We start from the raw sequence: 3,476 nt of genomic DNA on the forward strand, positions 1-3,476 counted from the left end.
GGCGTGCCGGTGGCGCTCCATGCGGTGACCGATGGCCGCGACGTGCCGCCGAAATCTGCGGACGGCTTCATCGCCGACCTCGTGCGCCGGCTGCCGTCGGGGGCGAGGGTCGTCACCGTCACGGGGCGCTACTTCGCGATGGACCGTGACAACCGGTGGGAGCGCGTCGCGCGCGCCTACGCCGCGATGGTGAAGGGCGAGGGACTTGCCTCGGCCTCCCCCGAGGCCGCCGTGGCCGAGGCCTATGGGCGTGGCGAGACCGATGAATTCATCCAGCCCACGGTCATCGCGGGCTTTGACGGCGCGAAGGACGGCGACGGGTTCTTCTGCCTCAACTTCCGCGCCGATCGCGCGCGGGAAATCCTGCTCGCGGTTGCGGAGGATGCGTTCCAGGGCTTCGAGCGCGGCCGGCGACCGCACTGGGCGGCACTGCTCGGCATGGTCGATTACTCGACGACGCACGATGCCTTCATGGCAGCGGCCTACCCGAAGCGCCCCGTGGTCAACACGATCGGCGCCTGGGTCGCGGCACATGGACTCCGGCAGTTCCGCCTCGCCGAAACCGAGAAATATCCGCACGTGACCTTCTTCCTGAATGGCGGCAAGGAAGTGCCCGAGGCAGGCGAGGACCGCTACATGGCTCCTTCGCCCAAGGTGGCGACCTATGACCTGAAGCCCGAGATGTCGGCGCCTGAGGTTACCGATCATCTCGTCGACGCCATCGGAAAGCGCTACGACCTCATCGTCGTCAACTATGCAAACCCGGACATGGTGGGCCACACCGGCGTCCTTTCCGCCGCCATCGCCGCGGTGGAGGAAGTCGACCGTGGCCTCGGCCGCGCGGTCGCCGCGCTGGAGAAGGCGCGCGGAGCGATGATCGTGACGGCCGACCATGGCAACTGCGAAGTGATGATCGACCCGGTGACGGGTGGGCCCCACACCGCGCACACCACGAACCCGGTGCCCGTTGTGCTCGTCGGCGGGCCTGCCGGCGCGCGGCTGGGGAACGGCCGGCTGGCCGATCTGGCGCCGACGCTTCTCGACCTCATGGGCTTGCCGCTTCCTCCCGAGATGACGGGCCGGAGCCTGATCGAGCGGTGATGCGCGCGGCGGCCCTTCTCCTCGCGCTCGCGCTCGCGCTCGGCCAGCCGGCACGCGCCGCCGACCCGGCGGCACCCGAAGCGCAGGCAGCTGCTGCGGAGCTGCGCGAGGCGGTGGCGGCGCTTAGTGCGGCGGAGGGATCGCGCGAGCGCGTGTCGGCTCTGACCCGCACGATCCGCGCCTATGAACGCGGTTTCGGCGCCCTGCGGGACGCGCTGCGGCGCGCGACCGCGCGCGAGGCGGAGATTGAAGCCTCCTTCGCCGCGCGGCGCGAGAGAATCGGCGCCCTGCTCGGCGCCATGGCGATGATGGAGCGTGGGGCGGAACCGCTTCTGCTCCTCCATCCCGACGGACCGATTGGAACGGCGCGATCGGGGATGATCCTCGCCTCGGTCACCCCGGCGCTCCAGGCCGAGGCCGAGACCTTGCGCGCAGAGCTCGATGAACTCCGTCGCGTTCGCGAGCTTCAGGCCGAGGTGGCGGAAACGCTCCAGCGGGGGCTCGACGCTGCCCAGGCTGCACGGACGGCCCTGGCGCAGGCGATCCAGGACCGGACCGACCTGCCGCGCCGCTTTCTCGACGACCCGGAGGAACTGAAGGCGCTGGTTGCCAGCGCCGACAGCCTCGACTCATTCGCGGCCGGCCTTTTCCGTATGGAGACCGACATTGGCGCGCCTATGGGCGATTTCGCCGGAGCCAAAGGGACGCTGCCCCTGCCGGTTCAGGGCACGCTCCTGCGCCGCGCCGGCGAGGCGGATGCGGCCGGCATCCGACGACCAGGCCTCCTGATCGCCACCCGGCCCGGCGCTCTCGTGACGCTGCCCTGGCCTGCGACGGTGCGCTATCGTGGCCCGCTTCTTGACTACGGAAATGTGATGATCGCGGAGCCAGCGTCAGGCTATCTTCTCGTCCTTGCCGGACTCGCCTCCGTTTTCGGCGAGACCGGCGATGTGCTCGACGCCGGTGCGCCGGTCGGGCTGATGGGGGGCATAGCGCCCGAGGGTGCCATCCTTGCCGGGGGCGACAAAGATGGCGGTGGCGCGGAGCGGACGGAAACGCTTTATATAGAGCTGAGACAGGGCAAGGAGCCCGTGGACCCCGCCCCGTGGTTCACCGAGACAAGGGAAGACTGAAGCGATGCGCAAATTTCTGATGGCTGCCCTTGGCGGCACGATCGCCGGCGTGGTGCTCACGACGCAGGTGGCAGGGCCTCTCGTCGCGCAGGAGACGCAGAAGCCGAATGTCTACGAGCAGCTCGACCTTTTCGGTGACATCTTCGAACGCATCCGCTCCCAGTATGTCGAGCAGGTGGACGAGGGAAAGCTGATCGAGGCCGCGATCAACGGCATGCTGACCTCGCTCGACCCGCATTCGAGTTATCTTGCCCCCGACGCCTTCGACGATATGCGCGTGCAGACACGGGGCGAGTTCGGCGGCCTCGGCATCGAAGTGACGCAGGAGGAGGGCTTCATCAAGGTCGTCTCGCCAATGGACGGGACACCGGCGGCCGAGGCCGGGATCAAGGCGGGCGACTTCATCACCCATGTCGATGGCGAAAGCGTCCTTGGCCTCACGCTCGACGAGGCCGTGGACAAGATGCGCGGGCCGGTGGGTTCCGAGATCGTCGTGACCGTCGCGCGCGAGGGGACGGAGGAGCCCTTCGACGTCTCGATCATCCGCGACACGATCAAGCTCACCGCGGCACGTGGCCGGCTCGAGGGGCACACGGTGGTCCTCCGCGTCACCACCTTCAACGACCAGACCTACGACAACATGTCGGATGCGCTGAAGAAATCGGTCGAGGAAGCCGGCGGCATGGACAAGGTCAACGGCTTCGTGCTCGACCTGAGGAACAACCCCGGCGGGCTTCTGACGCAGGCCATCCAGGTCTCGGACGCCTTCCTCGACAAGGGCGAGATCGTCTCGACCCGTGGCCGCAACCCGCAGGACAGCGAGAGATTCAACGCCGAGCCGGGCGACCTGACCGAGGGCAAGCCTATCGTCGTCCTCATCAACGGCGGCTCTGCCTCGGCTTCGGAGATCGTCACCGGCGCACTTCAGGACCACCGCCGCGCCATCGTCGTCGGCACAAAGTCCTTTGGCAAGGGCTCGGTCCAGACGGTGATCCCGCTCAGGGGCGAGGGCGCGATGCGGTTGACCACCGCGCGCTACTACACGCCTTCGGGCCGCTCGATCCAGGCGCTCGGCATCGCGCCGGACATCGTGGTGGAACAGCCTGAACCGAAGACTGCCACCGAAGCGGCGACGGAGGCGGAGAGTTCGGCCGCGACCCGCTCGCGTTCTGAGGCGGACCTGCGCGGGGCCATCACCAACGACACGATGAGCGACGACGAAAAGCGCGTCTGGGAGGAAGA

3 protein-coding genes are annotated in these 3,476 nt (G+C 68.4%); all 3 read left to right on the forward strand.

All coding sequences use genetic code 11. The features are described 5' to 3' along the window. Positions 1-1,101, forward strand: a 1,101-nt coding sequence (gpmI, locus tag ACMUOO_RS16705) for a 2,3-bisphosphoglycerate-independent phosphoglycerate mutase (protein ID WP_413855761.1), incomplete at its 5' end; no start/stop codon positions are given. Continuing rightward, positions 1,101-2,234 (forward strand): murein hydrolase activator EnvC family protein, encoded by a 1,134-nt coding sequence (locus ACMUOO_RS16710; protein ID WP_301920287.1) that lies wholly within the window; start codon positions 1,101-1,103, stop codon positions 2,232-2,234. The genes gpmI and ACMUOO_RS16710, both read left to right, overlap by 1 nt. Positions 2,235-2,238: 4 nt before the next feature. Beyond that, the coding region (locus ACMUOO_RS16715) for a S41 family peptidase (protein WP_413855762.1) at positions 2,239-3,476 on the forward strand (1,238 nt) is incomplete at its 3' end.

The sequence above is a fragment of the Albidovulum sp. genome (genome assembly GCF_041919395.1).
GTDB lineage: Bacteria > Pseudomonadota > Alphaproteobacteria > Rhodobacterales > Rhodobacteraceae > Albidovulum.

What these genes read in the sequence shown, in the direction of transcription:
- ACMUOO_RS16710 (WP_301920287.1), top strand. Translation starts at nt 1,101, where the DNA reads ATGCGCGCGGCGGCCCTTCTCCTCGCGCTCGCGCTCGCGCTCGGCCAG.